16 protein-coding genes are annotated in these 14,710 nt (G+C 72.0%); 9 read left to right on the top strand and 7 right to left on the bottom strand.

Annotated features, from left to right (window positions below; translation table 11 throughout):
- Positions 1-8 precede the first annotated feature (8 nt).
- The 3 genes from L2K70_RS16435 to L2K70_RS16425 form a co-directional block, all read right to left on the bottom strand.
- Positions 9-1,355, bottom strand: a complete 1,347-nt coding sequence (locus L2K70_RS16435) for a glutamine synthetase family protein (RefSeq protein ID WP_236403657.1) — start codon at positions 1,353-1,355, stop codon at positions 9-11.
- A gap of 46 nt (positions 1,356-1,401) precedes the next feature.
- Complete coding sequence (locus L2K70_RS16430) at positions 1,402-2,025, bottom strand: hypothetical protein (protein WP_236403654.1); 624 nt, start codon at positions 2,023-2,025, stop codon at positions 1,402-1,404.
- Between the two features lie 75 nt (positions 2,026-2,100).
- The gene (locus L2K70_RS16425; RefSeq protein ID WP_236403652.1) at positions 2,101-2,529 is read right to left on the bottom strand and encodes a hypothetical protein; all 429 of its coding nucleotides are present in this window, start codon (positions 2,527-2,529) and stop codon (positions 2,101-2,103) included.
- A 101-nt stretch (positions 2,530-2,630) separates the two neighbouring features.
- Here L2K70_RS16425 and L2K70_RS16420 point away from each other — a divergent pair, with 101 nt between their 5' ends.
- Together L2K70_RS16420 and L2K70_RS16415 are read left to right on the top strand one after the other, a co-directional pair.
- On the top strand, positions 2,631-3,341 hold the full coding sequence (locus tag L2K70_RS16420; protein WP_236403650.1) for a response regulator transcription factor: 711 nt from the start codon (positions 2,631-2,633) through the stop codon (positions 3,339-3,341).
- 1 nt (position 3,342) lies between these two features.
- Positions 3,343-4,638 (top strand): HAMP domain-containing sensor histidine kinase, encoded by a 1,296-nt coding sequence (locus L2K70_RS16415; RefSeq protein ID WP_236403648.1) that lies wholly within the window; start codon positions 3,343-3,345, stop codon positions 4,636-4,638.
- A gap of 24 nt (positions 4,639-4,662) precedes the next feature.
- Here L2K70_RS16415 and L2K70_RS16410 read toward each other — a convergent pair whose 3' ends face one another.
- The 3 genes from L2K70_RS16410 to L2K70_RS16400 form a co-directional block, all read right to left on the bottom strand.
- Positions 4,663-5,040 carry a hypothetical protein gene (locus L2K70_RS16410; RefSeq protein ID WP_236403646.1) on the bottom strand — a complete coding sequence of 126 codons (378 nt, stop codon included), beginning with the start codon at positions 5,038-5,040 and terminating at the stop codon, positions 4,663-4,665.
- A 43-nt stretch (positions 5,041-5,083) separates the two neighbouring features.
- Positions 5,084-5,470: a hypothetical protein gene (locus tag L2K70_RS16405; RefSeq protein WP_236403645.1), complete on the bottom strand. Its 387-nt coding sequence runs from the start codon at positions 5,468-5,470 to the stop codon at positions 5,084-5,086.
- A gap of 219 nt (positions 5,471-5,689) precedes the next feature.
- Complete coding sequence (locus tag L2K70_RS16400) at positions 5,690-7,732, bottom strand: NAD(+) synthase (protein ID WP_236403644.1); 2,043 nt, start codon at positions 7,730-7,732, stop codon at positions 5,690-5,692.
- A gap of 173 nt (positions 7,733-7,905) precedes the next feature.
- On the opposite strand from L2K70_RS16400, the gene L2K70_RS16395 reads away from it, so the two are divergent.
- The 7 genes from L2K70_RS16395 to panB all read left to right on the top strand — a co-directional run bounded on the left by L2K70_RS16395 (position 7,906) and on the right by panB (position 14,373).
- Positions 7,906-8,793, top strand: coding sequence for a GNAT family N-acetyltransferase (locus L2K70_RS16395; protein ID WP_236403639.1), 888 nt, complete (start codon positions 7,906-7,908; stop codon positions 8,791-8,793).
- Positions 8,794-8,834: 41 nt separating this feature from the next.
- The gene (locus L2K70_RS16390) at positions 8,835-9,989 is read left to right on the top strand and encodes a PQQ-dependent sugar dehydrogenase (protein WP_236403635.1); all 1,155 of its coding nucleotides are present in this window, start codon (positions 8,835-8,837) and stop codon (positions 9,987-9,989) included.
- 66 nt (positions 9,990-10,055) lie between these two features.
- Positions 10,056-10,571 carry a hypothetical protein gene (locus L2K70_RS16385; protein WP_236403633.1) on the top strand — a complete coding sequence of 172 codons (516 nt, stop codon included), beginning with the start codon at positions 10,056-10,058 and terminating at the stop codon, positions 10,569-10,571.
- On the top strand, positions 10,568-10,897 hold the full coding sequence (locus L2K70_RS16380; protein ID WP_236403630.1) for a hypothetical protein: 330 nt from the start codon (positions 10,568-10,570) through the stop codon (positions 10,895-10,897). The genes L2K70_RS16385 and L2K70_RS16380 overlap by 4 nt, the downstream gene beginning before the upstream one ends.
- On the top strand, positions 10,894-12,882 hold the full coding sequence (locus L2K70_RS21755; RefSeq protein WP_236403628.1) for an alpha/beta hydrolase: 1,989 nt from the start codon (positions 10,894-10,896) through the stop codon (positions 12,880-12,882). The genes L2K70_RS16380 and L2K70_RS21755 overlap by 4 nt, the downstream gene beginning before the upstream one ends.
- Before the next feature lie 17 nt (positions 12,883-12,899).
- Positions 12,900-13,400: a hypothetical protein gene (locus L2K70_RS16370; RefSeq protein WP_236403627.1), complete on the top strand. Its 501-nt coding sequence runs from the start codon at positions 12,900-12,902 to the stop codon at positions 13,398-13,400.
- A 115-nt stretch (positions 13,401-13,515) separates the two neighbouring features.
- On the top strand, positions 13,516-14,373 hold the full coding sequence (gene panB, locus L2K70_RS16365) for a 3-methyl-2-oxobutanoate hydroxymethyltransferase (RefSeq protein ID WP_268930744.1): 858 nt from the start codon (positions 13,516-13,518) through the stop codon (positions 14,371-14,373).
- Between the two features lie 4 nt (positions 14,374-14,377).
- Here panB and L2K70_RS16360 read toward each other — a convergent pair whose 3' ends face one another.
- Positions 14,378-14,671 carry a hypothetical protein gene (locus L2K70_RS16360; protein WP_236403623.1) on the bottom strand — a complete coding sequence of 98 codons (294 nt, stop codon included), beginning with the start codon at positions 14,669-14,671 and terminating at the stop codon, positions 14,378-14,380.
- Between the last annotated feature and the right edge of the window lie 39 nt (positions 14,672-14,710).

Genomic DNA, 14,710 nt, shown 5'->3' with positions numbered 1-14,710 from the left:
CGCAGCGATCAGAGGACCGGGAGCATCCGGTCGCGCTCGTAGGCGGAGACCTGCGTGCGGTACTCCTCCCACTCGGCGCGCTTGTTGCGCAGGAAGAAGTCGAAGACGTGCTCACCGAGGGTCTCCGCTAGCAGCTCGGACTCCTCGGCCACGCCGATCGCGTCGTGCAGGCTCTTGGGGAGCGGCGAGATGCCCAGCGCCTTGCGCTCACGCTCGGTCAGCGACCAGACGTCGTCCTCGGCCTCGCGCGGGAGCTCGTAGCCCTCCTCGATGCCCTTCATGCCGGCGGCCAACGTGACCGCGAAGGCGAGGTAGGGGTTGCAGGCCGCGTCGATCGTGCGCAGCTCGATGCGCGTCGACTGGCCCTTGTTGGGCTTGTACATCGGCACGCGGACCATCGCCGAGCGGTTGTTGTGGCCCCAGCAGATCGACGAGGGAGCCTCGCCGCCGCCGAGCAGGCGCTTGTAGGAGTTGACCCACTGGTTGGTCACCACGCTGATCTCGCTGGCGTGGCGCAGGATGCCGGCGATGAACTGGCGGCCGGTCCTCGACAGCTGGTACTCGGCACCGGCCTCGAAGAACGCGTTGCGGTCGCCCTCGAAGAGCGAGACGTGCGTGTGCATGCCCGAGCCCGGGTGGGTCGTGTAGGGCTTCGGCATGAACGACGCCCAGATCCCGTGGCCGAGCGCGACCTCACGGATGACCGTGCGGAACGACATGATGTTGTCGGCCGTGGTCAGCGCGTCGGCGTAGCGGAGGTCGATCTCCTGCTGGCCCGGGCCGCCCTCGTGGTGGCTGAACTCCACCGAGATGCCCATCGCCTCGAGCATCGTGATGGCCTCGCGGCGAAAGTCGGCGCCGCGCGACTGCGCGGTGTGGTCGAAGAACCCGCTGCGGTCCACCGGCTGCGGCTCCGCGCCCTGCTCCGGGGCGTTCTTGAACAGGTAGAACTCGATCTCGGGGTGGGTGTAGAAGGTGAAGCCCTTGTCGGCCGCCGCGCTGAGCGTGCGCTTCAGCACGTGCCGTGGGTCGGCGTACGACGGGCTGCCGTCGGGCATCCGGATGTCGCAGAACATCCGCGCGGTGGCCGGCCAGCCGTCGTCACCGGTGCGCCACGGCAGGATCTGGAAGGTCGAGGCGTCGGGGTGGGCCAGCATGTCGGCCTCGTAGACGCGGGCGAAGCCCTCGATGGCCGAGCCGTCGAAGCCGATGCCCTCGTCGAAGGCGTTCTCCAGCTCGGCAGGGGCGACGCTCACGCTCTTGAGGAAGCCGAGGACGTCGGTGAACCAGAGCCGGACGAACCGGACGTCACGCTCCTCGAGCGCGCGGAGTACGAAGTCCTCTTGCTTGCCCATGCTCCAAGCCTAGGGGCAAGCAAGAGGACTCGACGCCGGTGCTCGATCAGTGGCAGATGTTCACGTCCTGCGAGCCCAGGACGCCGTCCTGGACCTCGCGCATCGGCTTGAGCCAGCTCTCGGTGGTGGGCACGAAGGCGATGCTGCCGTTCACGTCCGTCCGCACGCCCTGCACGCGGACCTTCTCCACGACGATCGGGATGGTGACCTCGCGCTGGCGGGTGCCTTCCCAGCAGGCCGAGGCCTTCTTCTTCGTCACGGCCTCGGCGAGGGTGACGGTGTCGCCCTGCAGCTCGCCGTTGTAGCGCCACGCCAGGGTCGTGCGGTAGCCGGTGAAGCCCTCCCACGGCGCCTCGACGGCCACCGACATGCCCCAGGTGCGCTTCGTCGGGACGGTGAAGGTGACGGAGCCGCCCTCGACGGTCTTGACCTTGCTGTTCCAGACGTCGACCTTGCCGGCGTCGGCCTCGGCGTAGGTGCCGACTGCGCTCGAGAGCTGGATCTCGCAGCCCTCGCAGTCGTCGACGGTGAACGTGACGGCGGTGCGCGGCTGGGCGGCGCGGTCGGCCGGGGCCGCCGCCGGCGCGGCGGAGGTGGCCGACGGCGCGAGGACGGTGGCGAGGACGGTGGTGAGCAGTGCGGCGATGACCGCAGCGGTACGGGTGAACATGGGTCTCTACTTGTCTGTGAGGTGGGTTGTCACCGTCAGGACGCGACCCACCTCACCGAGGTTGCAAGAGAATCATCAGTCGCCCAGCGTGTTGCGCTCGAGCTCGGCCAGGGTGGGTCGCCCCCGGTTGCAGAAGACCTCGAGGTCGACGGAGTTGCGACCGTCGCTGAAGACCGCGTCCACGTCGTCGTCGGGGCCCTTCTCCCAGCTGACGACGTCCCAGCCGTCGGCCTCGTCGGGGCGTACGCCGACGCCGTAGGCCCACGTGTCGCGGCACTCGACGTCGAAGGACCCCCACTCGCCGGTGATCGCGTCGCTCACGGCCGGCCCCTCGGGTGACGGCACCGACGTCGGGTCCGCGTCAGTGTCGCGGATGACCTCGGCACCGACCGGCCCGCGGTCGCGGATCGTCGCGCCGACCGTCGACACCGCGAGCACGCCGACCAGCACGGCCACGGCCGTGGTCGCGGCCCACAGGCCGACGTAGATCATCCGACGCCTCACCCGGCCATCGTGCCGCCTCCTCGGCAAGCGCGAGGTCAGGAGGCGGTTAAGGGAGTGCTAAGGCGAGCGGTGGGCTCGCGCACGGGCGGTACGGTCACCGCGTGGCCGAGGTGCTGATCATCGAGGACGACGACCGGATCCGGCCGTTGCTGGTGCGTGGCCTGCGCGACTGCGGCCACACCGTCACCTCCGCGCCCACGGGGATGTCCGGACTCCAGCTCGCCGTCGACTCCTCCCCCGACCTCGTCGTGCTCGACCTCGGCCTGCCCGACGTCGACGGCACCCAGGTGCTCTCGATGCTGCGCGCCGTCAGCACCGTCCCGGTGATCATCGCCAGCGCCCGCGCCGACGACCCGTCCCTCGTCGGCGCCCTCGACGCCGGGGCCGACGACTACGTCGTCAAGCCCTTCACCAGCGCCCAGCTCGACGCACGCGTGCGTGCGGTGCTGCGTCGTACGGCGTCCGCGCGCGAGCGCCCCGCCACGCTCACCGTCGGCGGCCTGTCCGTCGACCTCACCGGCCGCCGGGTCCACCTCGACGGCGAGGAGGTCGAGCTGACGCCGCGCGAGTTCGACCTGCTCGCCCACCTCGCCGAGCGTCCCGGCGAGGTCGTCACCAAGCGCGACCTGCTCGTCGAGGTCTGGCGCCAGCCGTGGGGCGGGTCCGACAAGACCGTCGACGTGCACCTGTCGTGGCTGCGCCGCAAGCTCGGCGAGACGGCGGCCGAGCCGCGCTACCTGACCACGGTGCGCGGGGTCGGCGTACGACTCACGGCTCCGGCCGACTCCGGCTCCTCCGGCAGGGACGGCTGAGGTGCGCCGCAGCCTCCTCGTCACCGCCGCGGCGGCGATCTCGATGGTGCTGCTCGCCCTGCTCGTGCCGATGGCGATCCTGGTGCGCAGCTACGCGTTGGAGGACCGGCTCGCCCGCGCCGCGCTGGAGGTGCAGGCGGTCGAGACCGTGGTGTCCGGGCAGGACAAGGGCATCGTCGGGCAGTACGTCGACCGGCTCAACGACGGCAGCCACACCCAGGTGACCGTGCTGTACCCGGACGGCACCGGGATCGGGCCCGACCCCGGCGAGGACGCGCGGGTCCTCGACGCCCGCAACACCGGCCGCGCCCGCGTCGACGACGTCGACGACGGATCGCAGATCCTCGTGCCGGTCTCGCGTGGCGGCAACTCGGCCCTGCCCTCGCAGACCCCCGTCATCCGGGTGATCGTCGACGAGCCCGGCATCGACTCCGTCGTCGGCGTCGCCTGGGGTCTCCTGGCCCTGCTCGCGGTCGCGCTGCTGGCCGGGTCGCTGGTGGTCGTGGACCGGCTCGGGCGCTCGTTCGTGCAGCCGATCCGCCGGCTCGCCGAGCACACCCAGACCCTGGGGCGTCCCGGTGCGGCCGCCTCCCCCACGTCGGTGAGCGGTCCACCCGAGGTCCAGGAGCTCGCCGGTGCGGTGGACCGCCTCGTCGGCCGGATCCAGCTGCTGCTCACCCGCGAGCGCGAGAACGTCGCCGACCTCTCCCACCGCCTCCGCACCCCCGTCACCGCGCTGCGCCTGCGGGTCGAGGGCGTGGCCGACGACGACCTGCGCGAGCGCCTCGGCGGAGACCTCGACCGCCTGCAGGCGACGGTCGACGAGATCGTCCGCGAGGCCCGCCGCTCGGAGCGCGAGGGCCTCGACCCGCAGACCGACGCGGTCGCGGTGCTCGCCGAGCGGGTCCGCCACTGGGAGGCGCTCGCCGAGGACCAGGGTCGCGGCTACGTCACCGACCTCGCGACCGACGGGCCGCTGGTCCGGGCCAGCCGGGCCGACCTCGAGGCCCTCGTGGACGTGCTGATGGACAACGTCTTCTCGCACACCCCCGACGACGCCGCCGTACGCATCACGCTCGCCGCGGCCGACGACCGCGTCGACCTCGTCGTCGACGACGCGGGACCCGGCCTGCCCGGCGGCCTCGACGTCACCGGCCGTGGCGCAAGTGGTGCCGGCTCGACGGGGCTCGGCCTCTCGATCGCGGCCCGCACCGCCGAGGACACCGGCGGCGAGGTCACCGCGGGTGCCTCCGACATGGGAGGAGCCCGGGTGGCCGTCACGTTGCGGACGGCCTGACCCGGGCTCCTGGGTGGTCCTTCGTCAGGCGGCGGTGACCTTCAACGAGCAGGCGCTACCGCCGGCCGGCGTCACGGTGACCTTGAAGGTGTCCTTGCCGGTCGTGTTCTTGCGGAACGTGTCGAGGTCGAGCTCGCCCTCGTCGTCGGCCCTGAGGGTGCGGGAGACGGCGACGGTGCCGTTGTGGCGGATCGTGAGGCGCCAGGTGCTGGAGGCCTTGGCGCCCTCGATGTCGGCGTCGACGTCGTAGCCGCCGCGCTCACGGTCGACGTTGAGCTCGTACGTCGCACCGGCGCAGGTGCCGCGTCGCTCGACGTCGGCGTTGGCGGGCGCGGCGACCAGGACGGTCGCGCCGGCGGTGGCGGTGGCGAGCAGGGTGGTGGCGGCGATGGTCTTCTTCACGGGTTCTCCTCGGTGTGGGGTGTGGGTGATCTGGGTGGATGGGTCAGCCGCCGAGCGTGCCCGTGCAGGGCTCACCGTCAGCCGGGGTGAACGTGACCTCGTAGGTCGCGTCGCCGGGGTTGCCGGAGGCGTGGACGTCGACGTCGATCTCGCCGTCCTCGTCGGTGGTGCGCTCGCCGGAGAGCAGCGAGGTCCCGTCGCGCAGGATCTCCACCTGCCAGGCCTCGCCCGGGCCGGCGGACTGGAGCTCGGCACCGACCTCGGTGCCCCCGTCCTCGGCCTCGGCGTCGAGCTCCCAGGTCGCACCGCCGCAGGTGCCGCGCTCGCCGGTCTGGGTGTCGACGGCGGCATCGACCGCCCACCACGAGCCGAGCCCGACCGCGACCGCCGCTGCCGCGACGCCTCCGATGACTGCCTTCTTCTTCTGCACGATTCCTCCTGTGGCCTGCTGGTCCGAGTGACGCCGTCCGGCGTCATGACAGGAGGTTCGTACGAGCGCGGCTAACCCCGCTCCAGCCCGTGGCTAAGGGCGCGTTAAGGGTGTGTCATCGCTGGTTGAGGTGCGAGGAGCGCCAGCGACGAGCCTCGAAACCAACGCTGATGACGTGGTTTCGAGGCTCGCTTCGCTCGCGCCTCAACAACCGAGAGCTCAGCTGGCCGGGACGTCCCGATCGATCTCGGCCAGCCAAGCCGTCCCGCGAGCGTCCGACGGCATCCGCCAGTCGCCGCGGGGGCTCATCGTGCCGCTGGGGCTGACCTTCGGACCGTTGGGCAAGGCGGACCGCTTGAACTGGTTGGCGAAGAACCGCTTCACGAAGACCACGAGCCAGGTGCGGACGTCCTCGAGCGTGTACGCCACCCGCGCGTCGGCCGGGAACCCCGGAGGCCACTCGCCCGACTCGAGGTCCTTCCACGCGTGCCACGCGAGGAACGCGATCTTGCGCGGCCGGAAGCCGTGCCGGACGACGAGCGCCAGCGTGAAGTCCTGCAGGTTGTAGGGCCCGACGGTGTCCTGGGTGGCCTGCGGCTTCTTTCCCTCCTCGACCGGGATCAGCTCGGGCGTGATCTCCTGCGTGAGGATCTCGCCGAGCAGCTCGCCGACGTCGGCGGAGAACTCGCCGTGGCTGATCACCCACCGGATGAGGTGCTGCACGAGCGTCTTCGGCACGCCGGCGTTGACCGTGTAGTGCGACATCTGGTCGCCGACGCCGTACGTGCACCACCCGAGGGCGAGCTCCGACAGGTCACCGGTCCCGACGACGATCCCGCCGCGCTGGTTGGCCAGCCGGAAGAGGTAGTCGTAGCGCAGCCCGGCCTGCACGTTCTCGAAGGTGACGTCGTAGACCTTCTCGCCGCGGCCGAACGGGTGGCCCATGTCCTTGAGCATCTGCTCGGCGGCGGGCCGGATGTCGAGCTCCTCGAAGGTGACGCCGAGTGCCTGCGACAGGCGCGTGGCGTAGGACTTGGTCGTCTCGCCGGTCGCGAAGCCGGGCATCGTGAACGCCAGTACGTCGCTGCGCGGCCGGCCGAGCCGGTCCATGGCCTTGCAGGCGACGATCAGCGCGTGCGTGGAGTCGAGGCCGCCGCTGACGCCGATGACGGCCTTGGGCGTCCCGATGGCCTTGAGCCGCTGCTCGAGACCGGAGACCTGGATGTTGTAGGCCTCGTAGCAGTCCTGCTCGAGGCGCTCGGCGTCGTCGGGCACGAAGGGGAAGCGGTCGACCTTGCGCCTCAGCCCGATGTCACCGGCCGGCGGCTCGAGCTCCCACTCGACGGTGCGGAAACGCTGCGTGCGCTCGGCGTGGGTGCGACGGTTGTCGTCGAAGGTGACCTGCCGCATCCGCTCCTGCCGCACCAGGTCGAGGTCGACGTCGACGACCGTACGACGGGGCCCGTCCGGGAAGCGCTCGCTCTCGCCGAGCAGCGAGCCGCACTCGTAGACCATCGTCTGGCCGTCCCAGCTGAGGTCGGTCGTCGACTCCCCCTGCCCGGCGGCCGCATAGACGTACGCCGCCGCGCACCGCGAGCTCGCGCTCCGGACCAGCAGCCGACGGTCCTCGGCGCGCGCGATGGTGATCGGTGAGCCGCTGAGGTTGGCGAGGACGGTCGCCCCGGCGAGCGCCGCCTCCGCGCTCGGCGGAACCGGCACCCACATGTCCTCGCAGACCTCGACGTGGAGGTCGAGGCCCGGGACGTCGAGGCAGCGGAAGATCAGGTCCGGGCCGAACCGCACGTCCTGGCCGGCAACCGTGATCCACTCGAGCTCACGGTCGTCGCCCGGCGCGAACCAGCGGCGCTCGTAGAACTCACGGTAGTTGGGGAGGTAGGACTTCGGGGCGACGCCGAGGATCGAGCCGCGGTGGATGACGACGGCGCAGTTGAAGACCCGGTTGCCCTGCACCAGCGGCGCGCCCACGACCAGTGCGGTCATCAGGTCGGCGCTCGCGGCGACGATCTCCGCGACCGCCTCCTGCACGCCTTCGAGCAGCGCGTCCTGGAGGAAGAGGTCGTCGACGGAGTAGCCCGTCAGGCACAGCTCTGGGAACACCGCCACGGCCACGCTGTCCTCGTGGCAGGCGCGTGCCTGCTCGATCACCTCGGCGGCGTTGGCCGCCGGATCGGCCAGGTGCACCGGCAGCGTGACGGCCGCGATGCGTGCGAAGCCCTGCGCGTAGGCGGAGTAGAAGTCCACGAGCCCACTCTAGGGAAGGCGCCACCCGCCGCTGGTCGAGGAAGGACGAAGTCCGGTCACGAGACCACCCGCCGCCCACCCGGGGTAGTCCAGTGGGTTCCTGTCGCGATCGGCGGTCGCGGACGACAGAAACCCACTGGACTACCCCGGCAGCGCGAAGCCACAGTGCCGCCATGGCCCTCGAGATCACCCAGTGCGAGACCGACGCCGACTACGAGGACTGGCGCCGCGTCCGGATCGCGGTCATCCCCTACGAGCGCACCCAGTCGCTCGCCGAGCTGCGGCGTGGCGACAAGCCCGAGCGCCTGATGCTGCTCGCCCGCGAGGACGGCGTCGTGGTCGGCCACGGGCTCGCCCAGCCGTCCGACACGTCCGGCGGCGGCTCGGTGATCCCGCGCGTGCTGGAGGACCACCGCCGCCGCGGGGTCGGTACGGCGCTGCTCGAGCGCCTGACCCAGCACGTCGTCGACCTCGGCCTGCCGATCCTGCGCGCAGGCGCCGACGACGAGGGCTCGCTCGCCTTCGGGCAGCGCTTCGGCTTCGCGGAGGTCAACCGGGAGGTCGAGCAGACCTACCGGATCACCGGACCGGTCACCGTGACGCCGGTGCCGGACGGCGTCGAGGTCGTGACCGAGCAGGAGCGACCGGGGCTGTGGGCGGCGGCCTACGAGCGGTTCGGCCTCGAGGCGCTGCAGGGCTTCGCGGTGGACACGCCCCTTGACGTCAGCCCCGAGCGCTGGGCGCGAGACTGGCTCGCCGACCCACAGTTCCTCGCCGTCCACGAGGGCGAGGTCGTCGGGTGCGCCGGCCTCGACCGCGACGCCGACTCGCCGACCCGGGCCGAGAACGGGCTGACGGCCGTACGACGCGACTGGCGCGGGCGCGGCCTCGCGGTCCACCTCAAGCTGCGGACCCTCGCGTGGGCCGCCGACCACGGGATCGACGAGGTCTACACCTGGACGCAGGACGGCAACGCGGCGATGCGGGCGCTCAACACCCGCCTCGGCTACACCACCACCCGCACCGGGATCCAGCTGGCAAAGCCGGTGTCCACCGACTGACCTCTTTACCGCTGTCCGACCCCACGGCTACCGTCGTGGAGGTGCCTCGATCCCACGCCGTCGCCCTCTCCGCCGCGCTCGTCGCCGGCCTGCTCGTCGGACTGTCCCCCTCGGTCGCGGGGCCGGCGCACTCCCCCAGCATCGGGCAGGTCTTCGACCAGCGCGCGCCCGCACTGCGGATCCGTACGGTCGCCCGCCGCCTCCAGCACCCGTGGGACGTCCAGCAGGCGCCCGGCGGGCGGCTCGTCGTCTCCGAGCGAGACCGCGCCCGCATCAGCGTCGTCCGCAACGGCAAGAGGCGGACCCTCGCCGACCTGTCGAAGCAGGTCTGGGTCTCCGGCGAGACCGGGCTGATGTCGCTCGCCGTCGACCCCGGGTCGCGCACGCTCTGGGCGTGCCACGGCTCGTCCGCGGGCGGCAACCACGTCCAGGTCACCCGCTGGCGGGTCGACGAGAAGTGGCGCACCCTCAGCAAGCGGCGGACCGTGATCTCCGGCCTCCCGTCGAGCTCCGGGCGACACGGCGGGTGTCGGCTGCTGCTCGACCGCGACAGCGATGCCCTCGTCATCGGCACCGGCGACGCCGCGATCGGCACCAACCCGCGCGACCTCGACTCCCTCGGCGGCAAGGTGCTGCGGGTGCACCGGCGGACCGGGAAGCCGATGGCCGACAACCCCTACGCCGACGCCTCGACCGACCGCCGGTTCGTGTGGACCTACGGCCACCGCAACGTCCAGGGCCTCGCGCAGCGCGCGGACGGCTCGCTGTGGTCGGTGGAGCACGGCAGCTACCGCGACGACGAGGTCAACCTGCTCGTGAGGGGCAGTGACTACGGCTGGAACCCGGTCCCCGGCTACAACGAGCAGGTCCCGATGACCGACCAGTCCCTCCCCGGCACCCAGCAGGAGGCGGCCTGGTCCTCGGGCACCCCGACCATCGCCACCTCGGGTGCCACGTGGGTGCGCGGCTCCCAGTGGGGCTCGCTCGAGGGGACGCTCGCGGTCGCCGTGCTCAAGGCCTCGGAGATGGTCTTCCTGCGCTTCGACGACTCCGGCTCGCTGGTGTCGGCCACCCAGCCGCCCGCGCTCGCCCGGTTCGGCCGGCTCCGCTCGGTGACGTCCGCCCGCAACGGCGACCTGCTCGTCACGACCGACAACGGCGACGACGACCGCGTGCTGCGGATCTCTCCTCGCTGACCGGCTGGCTCCACAGATCCCGCGGCGCGGGTTTGAGGCTCATGGGGTCGCGGGAAGAAGAGGTGCATGACGCCTCCTGCGATCGAAGCGGGCCCCCCGGACCCCACGGCCGACGACCCGATGCTGCGGGTCCTGCGCGAGCGGCACCCCGAGGTCGACATCGTGGTGCTCCCGCAGAACGCACCCGCGCCCGTCGCGCCCGTGCTCACCGCCGACGAGCGCGACGCCCTGGCAGTCGGCGTCGAGCGGCTGCTGGACGACCTGCTCGCCCGGCTCGCCCTCGGAGACCGTACGGCGACGCGTGAAGGCCGCTGGCACACCGACGAGTGGGACCAGACCTGGTACGAAGCGGTCGCGGTCGTCGAGGACCTCGGCCGCGGGGAGAACGTGACGCTGCTGCGCTCGACCGGCAACGCCCTGGTCGGGCTCGGCTGGCAGGCGCGACCCGTGCCGGGTGACCGCCCCCGACTGGTGGCGCGCCGCCGCGGTGGCTTCGAGGCCGCGGCCACCGTGCGGCCGACCGCGCTCGTCGTGACCGTCCGCACCGCCAAGGTCCGCGCTGCGGAGGGGGCCGCCGGATGACCATCCAGATGTGGACGGCCACGCTCCAGAAGGCGCGCACCGCCTGGGAGGAGCAGTCCGAGGGCCTCAACGGCCCCCGCAAGAACCTCGCCCAGGCCGATCCCGCCCTGCTCGGCGACGCGGTCCAGGGCGCCGCCGACGCATTCCTCACCACGTGGGAGCAGCGCACGCTCGCCCTGCGCGACCAGGCGTCCGCCCACGCCGACGCGCTGGCGCAGACGATGTACGACTTCCTCGTCACCGACGCCGAGAGCGTCGAGGCGACCCAGCAGCTGCTGATGTGGGAGGACCGCGACACCCCGCCGGTCCAGGCGGTAGGCCCGTGACCACGATCGCCGTCCCGGCCTGGCTGCCGGCCGAGCCGGAGCTGAAGGTCACCGAGGCGTCGAGCGCCATCCTCACCGACGTACGCGCTGCGGCGACGGCCGTCAGCGACGTCGCGGACTGGGCCCGCGCCAACGGCGCTCCCGCGGACTTCAGCGGTGACGCGGCCGAGGCGGCGAGGAGCGCCGTCACGACGTTCGCCGCCGACACCGACGCGGTCAGCGCGGCGCTCGAGCGCGGAGCGCTCGCCATCGACGAGTTCCTCACTGCGATGCGACAGCGCCGCACCGAGCACGACGAGCTGATGGAGCGACGCCAGACGCTGAACTCCGAGCGCGAGGACCTCCTGCGCCGCATCGAGGGCGCGACCGAGGAGCAGGTCCCCGGTCTGCAGGCCGACGCCGCGCAGCTGCGCAGCCGGTTCGCCGCCTACCAGCGCGATCTCGAGACGTGGCGCGACCGGGTCGACGCCGACGAGCAGGCCTGCGTGCGGGCGCTGGCAGCGGTCGACCAGCTGGCCGAGGGCGCCGCTGCGGCCAAGGCCCCCGGGCGCGCCGACACCGACGCCCTCAAGGCCGAGCTCACCCGCCTCGGCACGGACACCGACGCGGTCTTCGCCTGGTGGAACGGGCTCTCCGAGGCCGAGCGCAACGCGCTGATGATCAGCGACCCCGACCTCGTCGGCAACACCAACGGCATCCCGACCGGCGACCGCGACGAGGCCAACACCTCGGCGGTGCAGCGCGACATCGAGTACCTCCTCGGCAAGCAGGCCTCCGGTGAGGAGCTCAGCGCGTCGGAGCAGCGGTGGCTGGACAACGCGCAGTCCATCGAGCAGGCGGTCGCCAACGCCCAGTCCCCGCAGTACGCCGACCTCGGCGTCGACGCCTTCGTGATGGCCTACCAACCCCACGCCTTCGGCGGCGACGGCATCGCCGCGGTGGCCTACGGCGACCCCGACACCGCCGACCACACCGCGGTCTACGTTCCGGGGATCATGCAGGACGGCACGCAGATCGACGAGAACGGCATGCAGGCGCTCAACCTCTACGAGGAGACGGTCAACAGCATGGCCGGCGAGGACCCGCCGCGCACCGGGTCGGTCTCCACCATTGCGTGGATCGGCTACGACTCCCCCAACTTCAACCCCGAGTCGAAGATGCCGTGGGACCTCGTCGACTCGGCGGGCGACGTCTCGCACACCGTGACCGAGGCCAACGCGCAGGCGGGCGGCATCGCGCTGTCGCAGTTCGTCGACGGGCTCAACAGCACCCACACCGGCGGCGACCAGCCGCACCTCACGGTGATCGGCCACAGCTACGGCTCCACCACGTCGTCGTACGCCGCCGCGGGCGGGATGGACGCCGACAGCCTCGTCCTGATCGGCAGCCCCGGCGCCAGCGAGGGCGTGCACCACGCCTCCGACCTCAACATGCCGGCGGGACAGGTCTTCGTCGGCGCCGCCGACAACGACCCGGTGTCCTGGCTCGGCGGCGAGGACGGCCTCCTCCCCGGCACGTGGGACGACAGCCTCGGCCTCGGCGCCGACCCGGCCCAGCACGACTTCGGTGCCACGGTGTTCGCAGTCGACAACGGCGAGGAGTTCCACGGCGCCGGCCTCGTCACGACCGGCTTCATGGAGAACCACACCAACTACTTCGACGACGGCAACCCCGCGCTCGCCAGCATGGCCGACGTCGTCTCCGGCAACTCCGACGCGGTGGTCGACACCGGCGGCCGCACGCAGGAGGCCCACGACTACCTCTACGACTGGGTCGGCGGCGAGGTCCAGCACCACGTCGTCCAGCCCGTGGTCGACACCTACACCGACGTGCGCGACGGGGTCGTCCAGACCTACGAGGACGTCCGCGACGGCGTGGTGGAGACCTACGAGGGCGTGCGCGACGGCGTCGACGACGCGATCGACCGGACCGGCGACGCGTTCGAGGACGCGTGGGACACCGTCTGGCCGCCGCGATGGCCGTGACGACTACGTTGGGCCGCATGCGCACCACGCTGCTCCTCGTCGCCCTGGCCGTCGCGCTCTCGGCCTGCTCGAGCGGAGGTGGCAGCGGCGGTAGCGGCGAGACGCCCGACGCGGTGGCGAAGACGACCACCGACCACGCCGAGGCCGCCGTCCCGGTGGCGGTCCGCGCGCTGGAGGGCGACAAGGTCAAGGCGTTCGGCCAGTGGCAGAGCTGCATGGCGCTGAGCTGGCGCTACGAGGTCTTCGCGAGCATGACCGCGCCCGAGGGCGACACCGCCACCCAGCTGGCGGCCGTCAAGGACGCCCTCGTCGAGGACGGCTGGACCGACGACACCCAGGTCGACGACCACGTCACCCTCACCCGCGACGACACCACCGTCGACGTCACGCCCTCCCCCGCCCGCGGTCCCGGCACCTGGGTGGTCAAGGTGCAGTCGGGCTGCGCCGACTACGACGGCGACGACAAGGACGTGGTCGAGCACGACGAGGCCCGGCCGATCGAGGGCCTGACCTCCTGACCCGGCGATTCGTCGTCGTGTGACAGCCACCACAGCGTCGTACCGGCCGGTCGGGACTAGCCTGAAACCGGTCCGTGGACTCCACTCGGGAGCTGCGAGATGACGAGGAGCAGACATGCCCACCCAGCCTGAAGAGACGGCGCCCTACGGCTCCGGCCCCGCCGCACCGGCCGCCCCCGTGAAGCGCGTGCGCACCCATCACCTTCGGGAGATGAAGGAGCGCGGCGAGAAGATCACCATGCTGACGGCGTACGACATGTACACCGCGGCGACGTTCGACGAGGCCGGCATCGACCTGCTGCTCGTCGGTGACTCGGCCTCCAACAACGTCTACGGCAACGAGACATCGCTGCCCGTCACCGTCGACGAGCTCCTCCCCCTCACCCGCGCCGTGTCGCGCTCGGTGAAGCGCGCGATGGTCGTCGGCGACCTGCCGTTCGGCAGCTACCAGGCCTCTCCCGAGCAGGGCTACCTCACCGCCGTCCGCTTCATGAAGGAGGCGGGGGCGCACTGCGTCAAGCTCGAGGGCGGCGCCGAGATGGCACCCGTCATCGAGAAGTGCACCCGCGGCGGGATCCCGGTGATGGCGCACATCGGCTTCACACCGCAGAGCGAGCACACCCTCGGCGGCTATCGCGTCCAGGGCCGCGGCGAGGCCAGCGATCGCGTCATCGCCGACGCCCGCGCCGTGCAGGAGGCGGGCGCCTTCGCCGTCGTCATGGAGATGGTGCCCGGCGACGTCGCCGAGCAGATCAGCAAGGAGCTGGTCATCCCCACCATCGGCATCGGCGCCGGCGCGGGCTGCGACGGCCAGGTGCTGGTGTGGCAGGACGCCTTCGGCCTGCGGACCGGCAGGATGGCGCGCTTCGTCAAGCAGTACGCCGACGTGCACGGGGTGCTGCTCGACGCGGCCAGGGCGTACGCCGACGACGTCCGCGGTGGGACCTTCCCCGGCCCCGACCACACGTTCTGATCGGCTACGCGCCGCCGGCCAGGCCCCAGCCGAGCCACCTGGCCCCGGCCAGGATCGTCGCCAGCCACACGAGCGCGACGACGACCGGCAGCACGACGACCGTGCGTGGCCTCGCGGTGAACCACTGGATCGCGAGCAGCAGCGCCACGACCCACACGGCGCCGAGCGGGAGCACGACCCACCAGTGCGTGCCGACGACCTCGGGCGTCGCGCCGATCAGGAAGGCCACGCAGGCCAGCCCGATCACCCCGGCGAACGGCCAGGGCGAGAGCGGTTCGCGGACGGGCGTGGTGGGCACGCCGACACGCTAGCCGGTGACATCCGTCCCGTCGCAGGG

It is taken from the genome of Nocardioides potassii, from assembly GCF_021648885.1.
GTDB classification, from domain to species: Bacteria; Actinomycetota; Actinomycetes; order Propionibacteriales; family Nocardioidaceae; genus Nocardioides; species Nocardioides potassii.
The sequence above is the reverse complement of the archived record's forward strand: the minus strand, read 5'-3'. Positions and strand labels throughout refer to the sequence as shown.

What these genes read in the sequence shown, in the direction of transcription:
- L2K70_RS16435 (WP_236403657.1), bottom strand. Translation starts at nt 1,355, where the DNA reads ATGGGCAAGCAAGAGGACTTCGTACTCCGCGCGCTCGAGGAGCGTGAC.
- L2K70_RS16430 (WP_236403654.1), bottom strand. Translation starts at nt 2,025, where the DNA reads ATGTTCACCCGTACCGCTGCGGTCATCGCCGCACTGCTCACCACCGTC.
- L2K70_RS16395 (WP_236403639.1), top strand. Translation starts at nt 7,906, where the DNA reads ATGGCCCTCGAGATCACCCAGTGCGAGACCGACGCCGACTACGAGGAC.
- L2K70_RS16385 (WP_236403633.1), top strand. Translation starts at nt 10,056, where the DNA reads ATGACGCCTCCTGCGATCGAAGCGGGCCCCCCGGACCCCACGGCCGAC.
- L2K70_RS16380 (WP_236403630.1), top strand. Translation starts at nt 10,568, where the DNA reads ATGACCATCCAGATGTGGACGGCCACGCTCCAGAAGGCGCGCACCGCC.
- L2K70_RS16370 (WP_236403627.1), top strand. Translation starts at nt 12,900, where the DNA reads ATGCGCACCACGCTGCTCCTCGTCGCCCTGGCCGTCGCGCTCTCGGCC.
- panB (WP_268930744.1), top strand. Translation starts at nt 13,516, where the DNA reads ATGCCCACCCAGCCTGAAGAGACGGCGCCCTACGGCTCCGGCCCCGCC.